This window comes from Streptomyces sp. NPDC003635 (assembly GCF_053587635.1).
Genome location: NZ_JBSFOK010000033.1, coordinates 16,382 through 35,153 on the forward strand (window position 1 = coordinate 16,382; position 18,772 = coordinate 35,153).

The 18,772-nt window shown below is 71.4% G+C and carries 13 protein-coding genes; 3 read left to right on the forward strand and 10 right to left on the reverse strand.

The window, feature by feature from the left end; all coding sequences use genetic code 11:
• The first annotated feature begins 31 nt into the window (after window positions 1–31).
• Window positions 32–763 (forward strand): DUF1775 domain-containing protein, encoded by a 732-nt coding sequence (locus ACWDRW_RS27050; RefSeq protein ID WP_451726724.1) that lies wholly within the window; start codon window positions 32–34, stop codon window positions 761–763.
• A gap of 49 nt (window positions 764–812) precedes the next feature.
• Here the strand turns inward: ACWDRW_RS27050 and ACWDRW_RS27055 are convergent, their stop codons facing one another.
• Window positions 813–1,871, reverse strand: coding sequence for a hypothetical protein (locus tag ACWDRW_RS27055; protein ID WP_451726726.1), 1,059 nt, complete (start codon window positions 1,869–1,871; stop codon window positions 813–815).
• 180 nt (window positions 1,872–2,051) lie between these two features.
• Here ACWDRW_RS27055 and ACWDRW_RS27060 point away from each other — a divergent pair, with 180 nt between their 5' ends.
• Entirely contained in the window at window positions 2,052–3,311 is a 1,260-nt protein-coding gene (locus tag ACWDRW_RS27060; RefSeq protein WP_451726728.1) for a hypothetical protein, read from the forward strand.
• Between the two features lie 57 nt (window positions 3,312–3,368).
• On the opposite strand, the gene ACWDRW_RS27065 is transcribed toward ACWDRW_RS27060, so the two are convergent.
• From ACWDRW_RS27065 to ACWDRW_RS27100, 8 genes are all read right to left on the reverse strand, one after another.
• Window positions 3,369–3,983, reverse strand: a complete 615-nt coding sequence (locus ACWDRW_RS27065; protein ID WP_451726730.1) for a sarcosine oxidase subunit gamma — start codon at window positions 3,981–3,983, stop codon at window positions 3,369–3,371.
• Entirely contained in the window at window positions 3,976–7,233 is a 3,258-nt protein-coding gene (locus ACWDRW_RS27070; protein ID WP_451726732.1) for a sarcosine oxidase subunit delta family protein, read from the reverse strand. The genes ACWDRW_RS27065 and ACWDRW_RS27070 overlap by 8 nt, the downstream gene beginning before the upstream one ends.
• Window positions 7,234–7,261: 28 nt before the next feature.
• Entirely contained in the window at window positions 7,262–8,494 is a 1,233-nt protein-coding gene (locus ACWDRW_RS27075; protein WP_451726734.1) for a sarcosine oxidase subunit beta family protein, read from the reverse strand.
• A gap of 95 nt (window positions 8,495–8,589) precedes the next feature.
• Window positions 8,590–11,028, reverse strand: a complete 2,439-nt coding sequence (locus ACWDRW_RS27080; RefSeq protein ID WP_451726736.1) for a GcvT family protein — start codon at window positions 11,026–11,028, stop codon at window positions 8,590–8,592.
• A gap of 193 nt (window positions 11,029–11,221) precedes the next feature.
• Window positions 11,222–12,184 (reverse strand): ABC transporter substrate-binding protein, encoded by a 963-nt coding sequence (locus tag ACWDRW_RS27085; protein ID WP_451726738.1) that lies wholly within the window; start codon window positions 12,182–12,184, stop codon window positions 11,222–11,224.
• 13 nt (window positions 12,185–12,197) lie between these two features.
• Window positions 12,198–14,198 carry an ABC transporter permease gene (locus tag ACWDRW_RS27090; protein WP_451726740.1) on the reverse strand — a complete coding sequence of 667 codons (2,001 nt, stop codon included), beginning with the start codon at window positions 14,196–14,198 and terminating at the stop codon, window positions 12,198–12,200.
• Window positions 14,198–15,283 carry a quaternary amine ABC transporter ATP-binding protein gene (locus ACWDRW_RS27095; protein ID WP_451726742.1) on the reverse strand — a complete coding sequence of 362 codons (1,086 nt, stop codon included), beginning with the start codon at window positions 15,281–15,283 and terminating at the stop codon, window positions 14,198–14,200. The genes ACWDRW_RS27090 and ACWDRW_RS27095 overlap by 1 nt, the downstream gene beginning before the upstream one ends.
• A gap of 20 nt (window positions 15,284–15,303) precedes the next feature.
• A complete protein-coding gene (locus ACWDRW_RS27100) occupies window positions 15,304–16,773 on the reverse strand; it encodes an aldehyde dehydrogenase family protein (protein ID WP_451726744.1) in 1,470 nt (489 codons plus the stop codon).
• A 218-nt stretch (window positions 16,774–16,991) separates the two neighbouring features.
• Between ACWDRW_RS27100 and purU the strand changes: the two genes are divergently transcribed.
• Entirely contained in the window at window positions 16,992–17,864 is an 873-nt protein-coding gene (gene purU, locus ACWDRW_RS27105; protein WP_451726746.1) for a formyltetrahydrofolate deformylase, read from the forward strand.
• A 70-nt stretch (window positions 17,865–17,934) separates the two neighbouring features.
• Here purU and ACWDRW_RS27110 read toward each other — a convergent pair whose 3' ends face one another.
• Window positions 17,935–18,771: a 5,10-methylenetetrahydrofolate reductase gene (locus tag ACWDRW_RS27110; RefSeq protein ID WP_451726748.1), complete on the reverse strand. Its 837-nt coding sequence runs from the start codon at window positions 18,769–18,771 to the stop codon at window positions 17,935–17,937.
• Between the last annotated feature and the right edge of the window lies 1 nt (window position 18,772).

An 18,772-nucleotide genomic window follows, 5' to 3' on the forward strand; every position in this document is an offset into this window, starting at 1 on the left:
GCTCCGCTCTTCCCCACGCCCGGAGACTCACATGTTCCGTACCACCACCGCGCGGCGCCTGCCCCTCACCGCCGCCGCCCTGACGGCCACCGCCGCCGTCCTCCTCAGCGCCGGCACCGCCGCCGCGCATGTCGAGGTCGAGTCCGAACAGGCCCAGGCCCTCGCCGAGAACGTCCGTATCGAGTTCACCGCCGAGTCCGAGTCCGCCACGGCCGGGATCACCGAGCTGCGGATCGTCCTGCCCAAGGGCATCGCTCCCGGGGACGTGACCTACGACGACGGGCCCACCGGCTGGGAGTTCACCACCGAGGACGACCATTACACCGTCAAGGGCCCGGCCGTCGCCGTGGGTGAGGACGCCGCGCACTCCGTCGTCGTGCGCCAACTGCCCGACGCGAAGGAACTGGTGTTCAAGACACTCCAGACGTACAGCGACGGCAAGGTCGACCGCTGGATCGAGCTGGGCGAGTCCGGCGGCGACGGACACGGGCACGGCAACGAGGCGCCCGTGCTCCAGCTCGAGGCCGCGGCGCCCGGCGCGAAGCCGGTCAGCCCCTCACCGAGCGCGACGGAGTCCCCCTCGCCGACCGCGACCCCGACTCCCGCCGCGTCCACCCCCTCGTCCTCCCCCGCCGCCTCGGCGACCGAGGACGAGGACAGCGGCCTGTCGGCGGGCGCCTGGACGGGCATCATCGCGGCTGTCCTCCTCCTGGCCGCCGGCGCCCTGTACTTCATGCGCCGCCGCTCCGACGGGTCGGCGTAGTCCGGGCGCTCCCGTGTCCCGCGGCTCGGCGGGACACGGGAGCCGGGGCCTAGTCGCCGCCGCCCCCTCCGCCGCCGTCGCCGCCGCCCCCGTCGCCGCCTCCGGAGTCGCCGCCGTCGCCGCCGTCCGCGCCCCAGCCGTCGGAACCGCCGGATTCGTTGTCCTCGCGGCCCTGGCCCAGGTTGCTGAACCAAGGGCGGTCCCACCACTCGTCGGGGGCGATCGGCTCGGCGGTCCGCGACCGGCGCCGCTCCTTGCGGAAACGGGCCGAGCCCGTCGTGTCCCCGATACCGAAGGTGACCGCGAAGGCGTGGGCGACGACGGCGTCCAGCGGGTCGGTGCTCTCGTGCTGTACGGGGGACAGCGGTATCAGGACCGTGCCCGGTTCGGGCACCGGCCGGCCGTGCGGGCGACTCAGCAAGGCGACCGGGCGGTCGTCCCGCAGCAGCCGCGAGCTCTTCGCGTTCTCCCGCCGCAGCACCCAGTGCTGTCCGGGCAGTCGGATCTCCGTCTGCCGCTTGGACTTGCGGATCGTCCGCTTGAGGACCACTTGGGCCGAGACGTCACCGACCGTCACCAGCAACCCCTGCGCGGGATCGGAGCCCTCGCCCCGGAAGCCGTACGGTGCGCGGATCCGTACGACCGGAGCGTGCGGCCCCCAAACGTCGACCCGCACCAGGTTCCGGTCCACGGCGACGGCGATCGGCCCGGCGGGCCCCTGGGCGAACCGGCGCGCGATCCACAGCGGTACGCCTTCGGCGCGGGCCTGGGCCGCCAGCGCGGCCACGTGCTCCGGGCCGCCGCAGTGCCGTACCGCCAACTCGCCCAGGGTGCGGGCGAACTCGGCCGCCTGCCGGACCTTCCAGGGCCTGGTGGTCCCGGTGATCCGGGTCACCGGGACGGCCCCCGGTCCGTCCGGCAGCGACCCGAGCGGGCGTTCCGCCCCGCCGCCGCCGAGCCAGTACCCGCGCTGGTACGCGTCCGCCATGGCGGCGAGGTTCAGCTCCCCGAGCGGCATGCTCCTGCCGCCCCTGCGCAGCCCGCCGTCGGTCAGCTCCGTACGTGTCAGCGGATTCCACGACCGCTCGCCGTAGAGCAACTGGCTCACCACAACCCCCCTGCCTGCGCGGCCCTGCCACAACGCCTCTCCCCCACAGAGTGTCCGGAGCCCGTCTGCGGTTCCCGCGCGCCGGGCGCTCAGGTGACCTGACCCGGGCCTCGTTGTCAGTGCCCCGCCCTAGTCTTCTGGTGATCGCCCGGTTCAGGGGCGCGGGAGAGTGAGGGGGTCGTGGTGCGCAGGCCTGTCGAGGGGGAAGTGCATGTCCACTACGGGCAGATCTACGTGGAGAGCGATCCGGACTGCTGCGGCACGGATCTCGGGGACTCGTTCGCCGGGCAGCGGGCCGGGTTGTGCGGGGCGGCCGTACCGGGTGCCCTGTTCCTGCTGACCGGCCTGCACACGGGCCATGTCGGCTTCACCGTCGAGGTGCATGACGAGGAACCGCCGTTGGACCCGGCGTGGGAAGACGTCGTGGAGGTGTCCTTCCGGCCCCTTTCGGCCGACTGCTCGCTGGTGGAGTGGGGCGGCGAGGACTCCTGGGAGCTGGACCTGGAGGAGATCGACTTCCGCGTGCGCTACTGCGCCAGAGGCATGGACGCCGGGAACGAACTCGACACGCGGCTCGACGAGGAACCCCAACAGGACTCCTACCTCTTGCAGTTCTGGCCCGCCGCGCCCGCCCCGGACCGCGTCGTGAAGCAAACCTCCAAGACCGCTTCCTACTGGCACGAGTACGCCCGCGAGCAGCCGGCCCCTCCCACGCCGGCCGAACGCGCCGAAGCCGAACGCCTGGCCCGAGAGGCACAGGAGCGGGAAGACCGTGAGCGTCGGCTCGCCTACGAGCGGTGGGAGTGGGGCGGCCGGCTCCCGAGCGACGCCCTGCGCGGCGTCCAGGGCAACGTGCGCGGTCTCCTGGAGTTCGATCCGGACCTGGTCCACGCCCTCGACGCGGCAGGGCCCGACACCCAGCGCGCGGTGGCCGCACTGGCGGCCCGCCGTGCCTGCGAGGCGGCCGGTCTCGCCGCACTCGACTGGGTCGCCGCGGGACTCGCCGCCCTGGACGAAGGGCGCCCGCTGCCGCCGCCCTTCGACGACTGGGACCGCATGTGGCAGGCCCTGTACGACGACCCCGGTGCGCCCGACGGGACCGTGGGCCGGGCCGTCCCACCCGAGCGGCCACCTTTCCGGCCCGAGCACGAGAGCCCGGCACAGCAGATCGTGGGCCCGGCGGCCGCCATGGTGACGTCACCCGCGGCGCAGCTCCCCACCCGCCGCGTCCGAGGGGCCTCGGGCGGGCTCCTGGTCACCCACGGAGCGCCGGACGACTCCCTGCCCATGTCCCAGCCGCACATGGCGCTTCCCGCGATCCCCGGTGCCGCCGAACCCGATCCGCTCCGGGCGGCCCTGGACGCGGTGTTCGCGGCGGTGGTCACGTACGGCGAGGACTACCCGGTCCTCCTCCAGCAGATCCGGGCGGCCCTGCCGTAAGCACGCTCACCGACCGCCGGAGTGCCGCCGTACGTCTCGTAAAGCCGATGCGCCACGTCAGGAACGGCCGGTCACAGGCCGGGAAACGTACTCGGTCGCGGCGTCGAGGAGCCAGTCCGTCAGGTAGCCGGCGAACGACGAGCGGACCAGGATCCAGAACCCGGCCCTGGGTTCGTCCCTGGCGACCAGGACGACCTGGGTGCGGCCCAGTGTCGACTGGGCGCAGCGGCCGGGGCCGAAGGCTCGGGGGTGCAGGTCCAGCGGGCAGCCGTGGGCCAGGAGGTCGCGGGCGCGGGGGCCGGAGACGAGGAGCGTGGTGCGCTGCGCGGAGACGTCGGTGACGGCGATCGGCACGTCACCCGCGGCCTGACGGATCCGCGCCTCCAGATCCCGCTCGCTGCCCGGTGGCCCCACCAGCAGCCACTCGTCCGGGCCGAGCCACAGCGCGGTCAGCCCGCCCGCGCGGACCACGGTGTTCGGCTGGAGCGGCAGCTGCAGGTCCAGGGCGAGGCCGACGGCTTCCGCCGCGGCTCCCTTGGCGTCGAGGCGCACGTCGAGCTGGGCCAGGAAGGGGAGTTCGGCCAGCCGGATCGCGCCCGCGGAGCCGCGGGTGGCGGCGGCCAGGCGGCCTGTGGCGTGCGACAGAGGACTGATGAGTGCGGTGTCAGCCATCGCGGCGGGCTCCCTCGGGGTCGTAGAGGACAGGGCCCGCGACGGTCACCGGCACCAACTGGTCGCCGACGGGGGCGTACAGCCGTTCGCCGACGCGGTCCCGGCCGCCCTTGATCAGGGCGAGCGCGAAGGTCCGGCCGAGGGCGGCGCTGCGATAGCTGGAGGTGACATGGCCGAGCATCGGGACGGGCGGGGCGGGCAGTTCGCGCTCGGCGACCAGATGGGTGCCTTCCGGGAGTAGCGTGCCCGGGTCCTCGGGGAGCAGGCCGACCAGGTGCTTGCGGTCGGGCCGGGAGGTGTCGGGGCGGGCGTGCGACCGCTTGCCGATGAAGTCCGGCTTCTTCTTCGACACCGCCCAACTCATGCCGAGATCCTGGGGGGTGACCGTGCCGTCGGTGTCCTGGCCGATGATCGGGTAACCCTTCTCGGCCCGCAGGACGTGCATGGTCTGCGTGCCGTACGGGGTGATGCCGTAGGGGGCGCCCGCCTCGTACAGCGCCTCCCACAGGCTGAGCGCCTGCCACGGCGACACGTTGATCTCGTAGGCGAGTTCGCCGGAGAAGCTGATCCGGCAGACCCGGGCCGCGATGCCCGCGACGGTCGTCTCGCGCCAGGCCATGAAGGGGAAGTCCGCGTTGGCCAGGGCCAGTTCGGGCGCGAGCGAGCCGAGGACCTCGCGGGACTTCGGGCCGGCCAGGGCGACCGTGGCCCACTGCTCGGTCACGGAGGTGCAGTGCACCTTCAGCTCCGGCCACTCCGTCTGCAGCCACTCCTCCATCCAGTCCAGTACGGCGGCGGCGTTGCCGGTCGTCGTGGTGACCAGGAAGCGGTCCTGGGCGACGCGCATGACCGTGCCGTCGTCGAAGACCATGCCGTCGGGGCGGCACATGACGCCGTAGCGGATCATGCCGACCTTCAGAGTGCTGATCATGTTGGTGTAGAGCCGGTCGAGGAAGACGCCGGCGTCCGGGCCCTGCACGTCGATCTTGCCAAGGGTGGAGGCGTCCATGAAGCCCACGCTCTCGCGGGTGGCGGCGCACTCGCGCAGCACGGCGGCCTCCATGTCCTCGCCGTCCCGGGGGTAGTACCAAGGGCGTTTCCACTGGCCGACGTTCTCGAACAGGGCGCCGTGCGCGACATGCCAGCCGTGGAGGGCGGTCGTACGGACCGGGTCGCTCAGTGCGCCCCGGTCGCGGCCCGCGAGGGCGGCGAAGGAGACCGGCGTGTACGGCGGGCGGAACGTGGTCGTACCCAGCGCCGCGATGTCCACGCCGAGCAGTTCGGCGACGACTCCGCCGGCCAGGACTCCGGAGGTCTTGCCCTGGTCGTTGGCGGTGCCGGCCGTGGTGTAGCGCTTGGTGTGTTCGACCGAGCGCAGGCCGGCGCCGGTCGCGCGGGCCAGGTCGTCGACGGTGACGTCGCGTTGGAGGTCGACGAAACGGGGGACGTCGGCGGGGCCGCCCGGGACGACGTACACGTGCGTCGGGGGCGACTGTTGCGGCTGCGCGTGCGGCTCCGGGAGGCGGGGCGTCCGGGACGTGTAGCCCTCGGCCTCCACGGCACGGGCTCCGGCCGCGGCGCCCTGCGCCAGGACCGTGGTCAGGTCGAGGGCACCGCTCGCGCTGCCCGCCACCTCGACCGCCTGCCGGCAGGTGCCCGGGACGAAGGTGCCGAGCGCGTCGTCGTAGCGGAGCCTGCCGCCCGACTGGCTGAACAGGTGCGCCACCGGGTTCCAGCCGCCGGAGACCAGCAGCAGGTCGGCGGCGAACCGCCGCCCGGCGGTCTGTCCGTACGGCGCGACGGTGACGGCGGTGAGGCGGGCCTCTCCCTCCGTGCCGGTGACGGCGTGGCCCGCCAGCACCTCGATGCCGGCCGCCCTCGCGCGCTCGGCCCACTCCCCCGGCGCGGGGCGGACGTCGACGATCGCCGTGACGGACAGGCCCGCCGAGGCGAGGTCGAGCGCCGCCTCGTATGCGCTGTCGTTCGTGGTGAAGACCACCGCGTGTCGGCCGGGCAGGGCGCCGTGGCGGTTGACGTGGGTGCGGGCCGAGGCGGCGAGCATCACTCCGGGACGGTCGTTGTCCGGGAAGGCCAGGGAGCGCTCGTGGGCGCCGGTGGCGAGGACGACTCGACGGGCGCGGATGCGGTGGACGCGTTCGCGGGAGACCGTGTCGGGGGCGTCGGCGCCGAGGTGGTGGGTGCGGCGTTCGACGGCGAGGAGGTGGTTGTCGTCGTAGTGGCCGAAGACGGTGGTGCGGGGCAGGACGCGGACCTCGGGGGCTCTGGCCAGCCGCTCCTTCGTCTCCTCCACCCAGTCGAGGTGTTCCGCCGTGCCGAGGAGGCTGCCGCCCGGTTCCGGCTGGTCGTCGGCGAGGATGACTCGGGCGCCGCTGTGCGCGGCGGCGGCCGCTGCCGCGAGGCCGGCCGGGCCGGCTCCGACGATCAGCAGGTCGCAGTGGGCGTGTACGGCGTCGTAGCGGGCGGGGTCGGGGGTGGTGGCGAGGCGGCCCTGACCGGGGAGGCTGGTGGCGACGAGGCCGTCGCAGAGCTCCACGGTCGTGGCGGGGAGCATCGGCTCCGGAAAGGGTTCCTCGATCTGGACGACGGCGTTGGGCTCTTCGGGGCCGGCCGAGAAGATGCCGCGGGGGCGGCCGAGTCTGATGCTGGTGCCGGTCTGGATGACGCCGTTGGCGAGGAGGGCGGAGGCCAGGGTGTCGCCCTGGTAGCCCTGGTATCGGGTGCCGTCGAAGGTGAAGGTGAGGGGGGTGTGGCGGTTGATTCGGCCGCGGGTCGCGTGGCGGAACGGCTGGTTCTCGCCCCCGCCGCCCCTACCCGTCCCGTCCTGAAGGGGCTTCGCCCCATCGACCCCACTGGGGGCCACGCCCCCAGACCCCCGCTTCGGCCCCGAAGAGGCTGACGCCCTCGGGCTCGGCTCGGCTGGTGTCGGGTGGGCCGGGACCCATGGTCTTGGCTCGGCCGGTGCCGGGCGCTGTTCGCCCGGTCGGTATGCCGCCAGGATCTCGTTCGTCGACGTGTCCCGTACCGCGTTGAACCAGCGGCGGCAGCCCGACGCGTGGCTCCAGCGTTCGGCGAAGGGGCCCCTCGGGTTGTCGCGGAAGAACAGGTAGCGCGCCCAGTCCTCGTCGGAGAGGGACGCCGGGTCCTCCGGGTACGGCACGTGGGCCTGGCCGCCGTAGTGGAACTCGGCCTCGTCGCGGGGCCCGCACCACGGGCAGGGGATGAGCAGCATGGATCGGCTCCCAAAGCGTCCAGTGGTCCTAGTGGGCCACCGCGGCCGCGCCGTGCTCGTCGACGAGCGCGCCGGTGGTGAAACGGTCGAGCGAGAAGGGGGCGTTCAGCGGGTGCGGAGCGTCGTGGGCGATCGTGTGGGCGTAGACCCAGCCCACGCCCGGGGTCGCCTTGAAACCGCCCGTTCCCCAGCCGCAGTTGAGGTAGAGGTTGTCCACCGGGGTGAGGCCGACGATCGGTGACGCGTCGGGGCTGACGTCCACGATGCCGCCCCAGGTGCGCAGCACGTGCGCGCGGGCGAAGACCGGGAAGAGCTCCAGGGCGGCCGACATCTGCTCTTCGATGATGTGGAAGGCGCCGCGCTGGGTGTAGGAGTTGTACGCGTCGATGCCCGCGCCCATCACCAACTCCCCCTTGTGCGCCTGGCTGACGTACACGTGGACCGCGTTGGACATGACGACCGTGGGATGGACCGGTTCCAGCAGCTCCGAGACCAGGGCCTGCAACGGGTGGCTCTGGAGCGGGAGTTCGATGCCCGCCATCGCCGCCAGGACCGAGGTGTGGCCCGCCGAGCACAGCGCCACCTTGCCGGCCGCGATGGGGCCCAGGTTCGTCCGGACCCCGACCACCCGGCCACCGACCACGTCCAGACCGGTGACCTCGCAGTTCTGGATGATGTCGACGCCCGCCGCGTCCGCCGAGCGCGCCAGGCCCCAGGCCACGTGGTCGTGCTTGGCGATGCCCGCGCGGGGCTGGTAGGTGGCGCCCAGGACCGGGTAGCGCACGTCCGGCGAGACGTCGACGATCGGGCAGACGTCCTTGACGCCGTCCGCGTCGAGCCATTCCGCGTCCACGCCGTTGAGGCGGTTGGCCTCGACCCGGCGCACGCTGTCGCGGACGTCCTGGAGGCTGTGGGCCAGATTCAGGACGCCTCGCTGGGAGAACAGGATCGGGTAGTCCAGTTCCTCGGCCAGGCCTTCCCACAGCCTGAGCGCGTGCTCGTAGATGCCGGCGCTCTCGTCCCACAGGTAGTTGGAGCGGATGATGGTGGTGTTGCGGGCCATGTTGCCGCCCGCGAGCCAGCCCTTCTCCAGCACCGCGACGTTGGTGATGCCGTGGTTCCTGGCCAGGTAGTGGGCGGTGGCCAGGCCGTGTCCGCCGCCTCCGACGATCACCACGTCGTACGACCGCGCGGGCTCCGGACTCCGCCACAGCCGGTCGGGGTGCTCGGGGAGGTCGGCGCCGGGGGTGCGGGGGCTCATCGGGCGTCTCCGTTCAGCGCGTTCATACGGTGTTCGCGTTCCGCTCGGCCGGGTGGATGCCGTCGAGTACTTGCGCGGTCATCGGCTTTCCTCCGTCAGCCACGGAGGCGGGACATCGTCGGGTCGAACAGGGGCTCTTCGGCCACGACCGCCTCGACGCGCTGGTCGAAGTAGCCGATCCGCACGGACGTGCCGGGGGTGGCGAGTTCCGTCGGGAGCCAGGCGTACGCGATGCCCTTGCCGATCGTGTAGCCGTACGCGGCGCTCGTGACGTATCCGACCGCGCGATCACCGGCGTACACCGGCTCCTTGCCCATGACGACCGACCGCGGGTCGTCGATGGTCAGGCAGGTCAGCCTGCGCCGGACGTCGGCCTTGCGGCGCTCCAGCGCCGCCTTGCCGATGAAGTCGCCCTTGTCGAGCTTGACGGCGAAGCCGACACCGACCTCGTAGGGGTCGTGCTCGTAGGTCATGTCGGTGCCGAAAGAGCGGTAACCCTTCTCCAGGCGCAGGCTGTTGAAGGCGCCGCGGCCCGCGATGACGCCGCCGAGGGGCCGCGCCGCCCGCCAGAGCGTGTCCCACAGTTTCAGGCCCTGGTCGGCGGTGGTGTAGAGCTCCCAGCCGAGTTCACCGACGTACGACAGCCGCATCGCCGTCACCGGCACGCTGCCGACGTAGGCGTGCTTGGCGCGGAAGTACTTAAGGCCCTCGTTGGAGAAGTCCTCGTCCGTCAGGGGCTGGAGGACCTTGCGGGCGAGCGGACCCCACAGGCCGACGCAGCAGGTGCCCGGCGTGATGTCACGGACCTGGACGGTGCCGTCGGCGGGGAGGTGGCGGGTGAGCCAGTCGAGGTCGAGGTTGCCGTTGGCGCCCACCTGGAAGAGGTCACGGGCCAGGCGGGCGACGGTGACGTCGCTGCGGATGCCGCCGTCGTGGTCGAGGAGCAGGGTGTACGTCACCGAGCCGACGGACTTGGCGACCTTGCCGGTGCACAGGCGCTCCAGGAGGTCGGCGGCGCCGGGGCCGCTCACCTCCAGGCGTTTGAGGGCCGTCATGTCGTACATCGCGACGGTCTCGCGGGTGGCCTGCGCCTCGGCGCCGACGATGGGCGACCAGAACCGCGCGGCCCAGTCGTTGGGGGTGGGGATGGTGCGGCCGTCCACCAACCCGGCGTTGGACTCGTACCAGTGCGGGCGCTCCCAGCCGTTGGCCTCCAGGAAGAAGGCGCCCAGCTCCTGCTGGCGCGCGTGGAAGGGGCTGGTGCGGATCGGGCGCGGGTCCCCCGAGGGCTGCGAGGGATGCAGGATGTCGTAGACCTCGACGAAGTTCCGGCAGTCGCGGGCGAGGACGTACTCCGGGGCGAGCTGGTGCGGCTCGAAGCGGTTGACGTCGCACTCGTGCAGGTCGAACGACGAGCAGTGGCCGTCGACCAGCCACTCGGCCATGGCCCGGCCCACACCGGCGGAGTGGGTGACCCAGACGGCCTCGGCGACCCAGAAGCCCTTGACGTCCCGCGACTCGCCGAGCAGCGGGAAGTTGTCGGTGGTGAAGGAGAACAGGCCGTTGATGCCTTCCTCGACCTTCGCCTCGCGCGTCGCGGGCAGCAGGGACCGGGTCTCGGTCCAGGCGTCCTCGAAGTCCTCCTCGGTGAACTTCAGGACGGACGGCATCTCGTCGGCCTCGGCGACGGAGAGGATGTCGTCGGCGGAGATCGGCATCGGGCGGTGGCCGTAGAAGCCGATGCCGATGGCGTCGAAGCGGTCGCGGTAGTAGAGGTCCGCGTCCTGGTGGCGCAGGATCGGGCGGACCGCCTCCTCGGTCTGGCCGGCGAGGGCCGGAATCGGCCCGGTCCAGGCGAGTTGGTGGGCCAGCGGGGTCAGCGGGAGGTTCATGCCGACCATGCGGGCGATCCTCGGGCCCCAGATGCCGGCGCAGCACACGACGATGTCGGCTTCGAGGTCGCCCTGGTCGGTGCGGACGCCGGTGACCTCGCCGTCGGCCCGCAGGACGTCCAGGACCTCGTGACGGGCCAGGAAGGTCACACCGCGCTCGGTGGCGCGGCGGATCTGGGCCTCGACGGCGAGGACGGCCTTGGCGAGGCCGTCGGTCGGGACGAGGAGGCCGCCGAGGACCCTGTCGCGGTTGACGAGCGGATGCCGCTCGACGCACTCGTCGGCGCTCAGGATCCGTGCCTCGACGCCCCAGGCGGTGATCCAGCCGTGCCGACGGTGCAGTTCCGCGAGGCGCTCCGGGGTGGTCGCCACTTCCAGGCCGCCGACCTGGAGGAAGCAGGGCTTGCCGTCGACGTCGAGGGAGCGGAGCTTCTCGACGGTGTAGCGGGCCAGTTCGGTCATCGTCTTGGAGGAGTTGGTCTGGAAGACCAGGCCGGGGGCGTGCGACGACGAACCCCCGGTGGCGGGGAGCGGGCCCTGGTCGACCACGGTCACTTCGGTCCAGCCGCGTGCGGAGATCTCGTCCGCGAGCGCCGCGCCGACGACTCCCGCTCCGATGATGACCACTCGGGGTCCCGCCATCGCCGCACCTCCGGTTGAGTTGCTTCGTGCGCAACGCGATTCAGGTTGCGCAACTCAATGTGCCTGCCCGCGCAGAGGGGTGTCAAGAGGTCCGGTGACGTCGGGGAACGTCGGAAAACGCCCTGGAAAAACGGCGATGCCCGGTGGGCGGTACGCGTCACTGCGCACCGCCCACCGGGCACCCGGCGAGTGGTTACTTGATCCAGGCCTCCACCTTGTCGCGGTTGGCCTCGACCCACTTCTCGGCCGCCGCTTCGGGGGTCATCCGGTCCACGGCGATGTACTTGGCCACGACGTTCTGGTCGTCGTTGGTCCAGGTGAAGTTCTTGACCAGGTCATAGGCGGGGCTGCCCGACTTGGCGAACTTCGCGCTGACGATCTTGTCCAGCTCGTACACGGGATAGTCGCAGGCGACCTTCTCGGGGTCGGCGTCACAGCCCTCCGTGTACTCGGGGAGCTCGACCTTCTCCAGCGGCACCTCGGACATGAACCACTGCGGCTCGTAGAAGTAGCCGATCACCCACTCCTTGTCCTTCTCCGCCTTGCGGAAGGCCTGGATGAGGGCGGTCTCGCTGCCCGCGTACACGACCTTGTAGTCCAGCTTCAGGTTCTTCACCAGCGACTCGTCGTTGGTGACGAACGACGGGTCGCCGTCGAGGAGTTGGCCCTTGCCGCCGGACTCGGACGTCTTGAACTCGGCCGCGTACTTGTTGAGGTTCTTCCAGTCGAGGATGTCCGGGTGCTCCTTGGCCAGCCACGGCGGCACGTACCAGCCGATGAGACCTTCGTTGCCGGTGGGGCCCGCGTCGACGGCGGTCTTCTGGTCGGTGATGTACTTCTTCTTCAGATCGTCGTGGCCCCAGTTCTCGACGACGGCGTCGACCTCGCCCGTCCCGAAGCCCTGCCAGGCGATCTCCTCCTTCAGGTCCTTCTTGGTGACCTTGCAGCCCAGGTCGTTCTCGGCGACGTACGCGATGACGGCCGCGTTGGCCTCGTAGCCCACCCACGGGTTGACCGCGAGGTTGAAGGTGCCGCACTTGCCCGATTCACCGGAGTCGCCGGCGCTGTCGTCACCGACCTTCGCACCGCCGCAGGCCGTGAGGGTGAGGCCCAGTATCGCCAGGCCGGCCGCGCCGGCTCGCCAGTGTCCTGCCATGGTGTGGTGCTCCTTATGCCCCGACGCGGCGCGCCGCTGCCTGAGTGATCCGGTCGAACATGACTCCGAGAAGGACGATGGCGAGCCCCGCGGCGAGCCCCTTCCCGAACAACTGCCCCTGCGAGAAGCCGGCCACGACGTCGTAGCCGAGCGCGCCCGCTCCCACCAGTCCGCCCACCACCACCATCGACAGCACGTAGATCAGGCCCTGGTTGGTCGCGAGGGTCAGGGCGCCGCGCGCCATGGGCAGTTGGACCTTGGTGATGATCTGCCAGGTGTTGCACCCGGTGGCCGTGGCCGCCTCCACGGTGGTGGCGGGCACGTTCCGTATCCCGTCCGCGATGATCTTGATGGCTACGGGGGCCGCGTAGACGACGGCGGCGACGATCGCCGTGAAGCGGGTCGCGCCGAACAGCGCGAGGAACGGCACGAGGTAGACGAACGGCGGCATGACCTGGGCCGCGTCGAGGCTGGGCCGCAGCAGCCGGTCCACCAGCGCGCTGCGCCCCATCCACACGCCGAAGACGACGCCGAGGACCATCACGAGCACCGTGGCGACGACGGTCGACGCGAGCGTCGTCATGCTGTCCGACCACACCCCGGTGGCGACGAGGAGGCCCACGCACACCAGGGTGGTGATGCCCGCGCGCAGGCCGCCGAGGACGGCGCCGAGCGCGATCAGGGCCGCGCCGACCAGCCACCAGGGAGAGTCGGTGAGCAGGGTCTGGAACGGGTTGAGCAGACCGTTGGTGAGGGCGTCCCGGAAGGCGCTGGTGAGGCCCGAGAGGTTGTCCTGCGCCCAGGTGGTCACGGTGTCCGCGCCACTGGAGATGGCTCTGCCGGTGCCGCCCTCGCCGGGGAACTCCGCCGCCCACACATAGGTGTGGGACAGGTAGACCAGTACCGCCATGGCTGCCGCGCCCGCGCCGAGCAGGGGGCGTCGCCAGGTCAGGACGCGGTGCGTCGAGCGCCGGGCGGTCTCCTCGCGGGTGCTCGCCGCGGTGGTGACCCGGTCCAGCACGATGGCCAGGACGACGATGGCGAGGCCGGCGTTGAAGGCCGTGCCGACGTCGAGCGACTCCAGGGCCTGCATGACGGTCTTGCCGAGGCCGGGCGCGTCGATCAGGGCGGCGATGGTCACCATGGCCAGGGCGGCCATGATGGTCTGGTTGACGCCCAGCACCACGGTCCGCTTCGACATCGGCAGCAGGACCTTCCGCAGGGTTTGCCACCGGGTCGCGCCGAGTGAGTCGGCCGCCTCCACCGTCGTCGCCGGCACGGACCGGATGGCGTGGGCGGTGATGCGGATCGCGGGCGGTGCCGCGTAGATCACGGTCGCGATGGTGGCGGAGGCCGGACCGATGAGGAAGAACAGGGTCAGCGGGGCCAGGTAGACGAAGGTCGGCATCGTCTGCATGAAGTCGAGGAAGGGCGTGACGATCCGGTTGAACCGGTCGGACAGCCCCGCCCACACGCCGAGCGGGATCGCGAACAGCAGCGCCACGAGGACGGCGGAGACGGTGAGCGCCAGGGTGTCCATGCTCTCCTGCCACAGGCCCTGCAGGCCGAGGAAGGTGAAGCCGGCCACGGCCAGCAGCGCGACCCGCCAGTTGCCGACGGCCCAGGAGACATAGCCGACGATGCCGACGACACCGAGCCAGCCGATCCGCGGGACGGGCCGGTCGGCGGACGGCTGTGAGATGAGCTCCTGGACGAAGGTCACCAGGGTGTCGATGGCCAGGCGGATCTCGTTGAAGAAGTACAGGAAGAGCGGGTTGGAGTTGCGGTTGGCGCCGATGGAGTCGTTGACGTCGTTGAACCACCGGTGCAGATCCGTCAGGTCGGCCGCCGCGAGGGCGAGGGTCTGTTTGCCGCGCAGTACGGCGAACAGCACCAGCCAGCCGACCAGGACGGCGCCGACCACCATGGACCTGCTGACCTTGCGCGGCTTCCTCGCGGGCGCCGCCGGTTCGGCCTCCCGTGTCCGTTCGGGTTTCTCCACGGCCACGGTCATCAGGCGCCGCCTTCCCGCCCGGCGACCACCGCGAGGATCTCCTCGTCGCCGACGATGCCGAGCAGCTTGCCGTCCTCGACGACCTTGACCGGCTTGTCGGCCGCGAGGACGGCCCGCGTGGCCTCCTTCACCACGACGTCCGGGCCCAGTTCGGGTCCGTCCAGGGCGTCGCCGTCGGCCACCGACCGCATGATCCAGCGCAGAGTGAGCACGTCACCGCGCGGCACGTCCCTGACGAACTCGCGGACGTAGTCGTCGGCCGGGGCGCCGACGAGTTCGTCGCCGGTGCCGCACTGGACCATCCTGCCGTCCCGCATGATGAGGATGCGGTCGCCGAGCTTGAGGGCCTCGGAGAGGTCGTGGGTGATGAACACCATCGTCTTGCCGACCTCGTGGTGCAGCCGGATGACCTCGTTCTGCATGTCCCGGCGGATCAGCGGGTCGAGCGCCGAGAACGGCTCGTCGAAGAAGAGCACGTCGGGGTCGCCCGCCAACGCGCGGGCGAGGCCGACACGTTGCTGCATGCCGCCGGACAACTGGTCGGGGTAGGAGTTCTCGTAGCCCGCGAGACCGACCAGTTCGACGACCTCCTGGGCCCGCTTGGCGCGCTCGGCCCGGCCGGTGCCGCGAATCTCCAGACCGAACGCCACGTTGTCGACGACGCGGCGGTGGGGCAGCAGACCGAAGTGCTGGAAGACCATGGAGAACTTACGGCGGCGCAGCTCGCGCAGCCGCCCGGCGTCGGCCTGGCGGATGTCCTCACCCTCGAAGACGACCTCGCCGGCGGTGGGTTCGATCAGCCGGGTCAGACAGCGCACCAGCGTGGACTTGCCCGAGCCGGACAGGCCCATGACGACGAAGACCTCACCGGGCGAGACGTCGAAGTGGACGTCTCGTACGGCGGCGGTGCAGCCGGTGCGGTCCATGAGCTCGCGCCGGGTGAGCCCGCACAGCTCCTCGGATCCCGGCACCTGGTCGGCCTTCGGCCCGAACACCTTCCACAGCCTGCGCACGGAGATGACCGGGGTGGAGCCCGGTTCCTGGGGCGTGCCGCGCCGCTGCGGCACCTCGGTCTGTGTGGTCACGTTCGACCTTCTTTCGGCGTTCAGCCGCGGAACCAGTGCTGCGGCCGGGGTCGGATGTTCTGCCAGACGTGCTTGGGCTCGCGGTACTCGTTCAGGCCGGTCGGTCCCAGCTCCCGGCCCACGCCCGAGTGCCCGAAGCCACCCCATTCCGCTTGCGGCACATAGGGGTGGTAGTCGTTGATCCACACCGTGCCGTGGCGCAGCCGCCGGGCGACTCGCTGGGCCTTGCCGGAGTCCTGCGTCCAGACGGCTCCGGCGAGTCCGTATTCGGTGTCGTTGGCGATGCGTACGGCGTCGTCCTCGCCGGTGAAGCGCTCCACGGTGAGCACGGGCCCGAAGGACTCCTCGTGCACCACGCGCATGTCCTGCCGGCACCCGTCGAGCACGGTGGGCAGGTAGAAGTGGCCGCCCCTGAGTGCCGGTTCGTCGGGCCGGGCGCCACCGCAGCGCAGTTCGGCACCTTCGGTGAGCCCGGCGGCGACGTACGCCTCGACCTTGGCCAGGTGCTGAGCCGAGATCAGCGCCCCGGTCTCGGCGTCGGGGTCGAAGGGGCCGCCGAGCCGGATCCGCCGGGCCCGGCGGACGACCTCGTCGACGAAGCGGTCGTGCAGGGAGTCCTCGACGATGAGCCGGGCCCCCGCCGAGCAGACCTGGCCCGAGTGGAGGAACACGGCGGTGAGGGCGAAGTCGACGGCCGTGTCGAAGTCGGCGTCCGCGAACACGACGTTGGGGTTCTTGCCGCCGAGTTCCAGCGCGACCTTCTTCACGGTCGCGGCGGCCGTGGCCATGATCCGCTTTCCGGTCTCCGGTCCACCGGTGAAGGAGACCATGTCCACGGCCGGGTGCTCGGCGAGCGGTGCGCCCGCCTCGGGCCCGGCGCCCAGGACGAGGTTCGCGACGCCGGCCGGGAGCCCGGCCTCCTCAAGGGCCTTCATCAGCAGGATGGAGGTGGACGGGGTGAGCTCGCTGGGCTTCAGGACGATCGTGTTGCCGGCGAGGAGCGCCGGGGCGATCTTCCAACTCGCTTGGAGCAGAGGGTAGTTCCAGGGGGTGATGAGTCCGCACACACCGACCGGCTCGTAGACCACGCGACTTACGGCGTCGTCGCGGCCGGTGTCGATCACGCGTCCGGCGTCGGCGCCCGCGAGCCCGCCGTAGTAGCGGAAGCAGGAGACGACGTCGGCGATGTCGTACTCGCTCTCCACCAGCCGCTTGCCGGTGTCCAGGGACTCGGCGCGGGCGAACTCCTTGGCGTCGCGCTCGAGAAGGTCGGCGGTGCGCAGCAGCAGCGCGCCGCGCTCGCGTTCGGGGGTGTCCGGCCAGAGCCCGGCGTCGAAGGCGCGGCGGGCGGCGGCGATCGCGGCCTCGGTGTCGGGGCGGGTCGCCTCCGAGACGGTCGCCGCGAGGGTGCCGTCGGCGGGACAGCGGATGTCCCGGTGTCCCCCGGCGACCGGATCCCGCCATTCGCCATCCACATACAGGTCTGCCACGCGACGAGCCTTTCCATGGAACTTCGTTGCGCATTGTGCACCCGATTGCTTGTGGTGGAACACAGTGTCGAATGGACCGACTGGCGTCAAGAGGTTGGCCGATGACGATTTCGCCATGCGCGCCTTTGACCGTCCGCCCTTGACCACGCGCGGTACCGAGCCGACGATGTTGCGTATTACTCACCATGTTGTGCATTACGCACCGACGGAGGCCGCACATGTCCCCCCGCCCCCAGCCCGGCCGTGAGTACGTCCTGACCCTCTCCTGTCCCGACAGCGCGGGACTGGTACACGCCGTCAGCGGCTTCCTCGTCAGGAATTCCGGAAACATCCTGGAAAGCCGGCAGTTCGACGACCGACTTCAGGGCCGCTTCTTCATGCGGGTCCACTTCGACGTCTCCGACCCGGACGTCGAACTGGAAGGCCTGCGCCACCGGTTCGGCCCCGTGGCCCAGGCTTACGGCATCTCCTGGGCCCTGAGCGAGGCGGCCACGCCCACCCGGACCCTCATCATGGTGTCCCGGTTCGGCCACTGCCTGAACGACCTGCTCTTCCGCAGGCGCACCGGCGCCCTCAACATCGAGATCCCCGCGATCGTCTCCAACCACCGGGACTTCGAAGGCCTCGCGGAGACCTACGGCATCCCCTTCCACCACATCCCGGTCACCGCGGACACCAAGCCCGACGCCGAGGCACGACTGCTGGAGCTGGTGCGCGAGCTGGACATCGACCTCGTGGTGCTGGCCCGCTACATGCAGATCCTCTCCGACGACCTGTGCAAGCGGCTGGAGGGCCGCGCCATCAACATCCACCACTCCTTCCTCCCCAGCTTCAAGGGCGCCCGCCCCTACGAACAGGCCCACCAGCGCGGAGTGAAGCTCGTCGGCGCCACGGCGCACTATGTGACGCCGGATCTGGACGAGGGCCCGATCATCGAGCAGGACGTGATCCGGGTGGACCACTCACTCGACCCCGGCGACCTGGTGACGGTCGGCCGGGACGTGGAGGCCCGGGTGCTCGCGCACGCGGTGAAGTGGCACAGCGAGAGCCGGGTGATGGTGGACGGCAACCGCACGGTGGTCTTCCGCTGAGCGCGCGTACGCAGGGGGCGGGATCACGGGCCCCGCCCCCTGCCTCGTCGCCACCGGCGAACTCGCCTGCTCAGCCGCCCAGTCGGTCGAGCAGCGCACGGCGCCACCGCTCGGTCTCGGCGACCTGGTCGAACGTGAACAGGTGCAACCCGGCGACCCCCGCCGAGGGCGCCGTCAGAGTCTCCCGCGCGCGGTTCACCAGCTGCTCGGGGTCGTACCCTCCCGGGGCCGCGAACCGCGCGAACCACGAAGCGTGCCGGGTCAGAAAGCGCGCCGACTCCCCCACACCGATCTTCGTCGCCATGGCCAGCAGCTTCGTCCGCTGCACGGGCCCGGCGACACCGACGTACAACGGCAGCGTGACGCCCCGGCGTCGTATACGAGCGATCCACTCCCCCAGCACCCGCGGGTCGAAGCAGAGGTTGCTCACGAGGTACGTGGCGTGCTCGCGCTTGTCCCACATGGCCTGCACGGTGACGTCGTCGTGGAGGAGGGGATGGCTCTCGGGGTAGCCGGTGACGCCGACGCGGGTGAAGGGGCTGCCCAGCTCGCTCAGCCTGCGCAGCACCGGGAGCGCGCCGTCGTAGACCCCGGCGGGCGGGTCGGCGTCACCGGCCGGGACGAACACGTCGTCCACGCCCGCCTCCCGCAGCCGTCCCGCGACCTCCTTCAGGTGCCGGTCGTCCCGCAGCAGCCGGGCCGGGACGTGCGGGACGACCCGGTAGCCGTGCCCGGCGAGGCGCGCGGCGAGGTCCAGGGTCGGTTCCAGGCCCTTGACCGGCGACGCCGTCACCGTGACCACGACGTCCAGCGGGACATGGGTGAGCACCTTGTCCTCGGTCGCCCTCGTGGGCAGCACCTCGTAGCGGACGCTGTTCAGCAGCGCGCGGAGCCCGGTGGCGGCCAAC